At 48.1% G+C, this 538-nt stretch carries 1 pseudogene; it reads right to left on the reverse strand.

The features are described from left to right. Positions 1-538: pseudogene (locus GMD1S_RS12405) on the reverse strand (peptidoglycan-binding protein LysM); the annotation flags it as partial.

Genomic DNA, 538 nt, shown 5'->3' on the forward strand with positions numbered 1-538 from the left:
TTTGCTCTGCTTGATAAGTCGAAGTTGCAGTGTCAGAAGTTGCTGTTGATGCTGCTGTTTCTTCTGTTGCACTTGTTCCTGTTGTATCAGCAGGCGTTTCAGTTGCCGGCGCAGCTGCTACTGGTGCTTCTGCTGGAGTTGTTGCTGCCGTTTCTTCGGTAGCTGGAGTCGCCACTTGTGGAGCTTCTTCAACTGGGCGAGTTGTTTCTGCTACTGGTGCTTCCGCTGGAGTCGTTTCAGCTGTTTCTTCAGCTACAGGTGTTTCTGTAGATGGTGTCTCTTCAGCAACTGTCCCTGTCTCAGAAACTTCTGAACTTGGCGCTACTTCTGCTGGTTTTTCATTCTCTGTTGCAGTTGGAGTTTCCTCAATTGGTTGAGAAAGGTCTTCTACTTGAACTGTTTGTTCATCGACGGTTACTTGGTTGGTCGTCAAATCAGCTGTCGCAGTCGTCACTTCTTCACTAGAATCTGCTTGAGGTGTCTGGATTTCAACTTCCGTCACCTCTTCTGCCTCATTGACAGTTGTAGTGAGGACAGT

Origin of the sequence: Streptococcus sp. GMD1S (genome assembly GCF_000296875.1) — a bacterium.
GTDB lineage: Bacteria > Bacillota > Bacilli > Lactobacillales > Streptococcaceae > Streptococcus.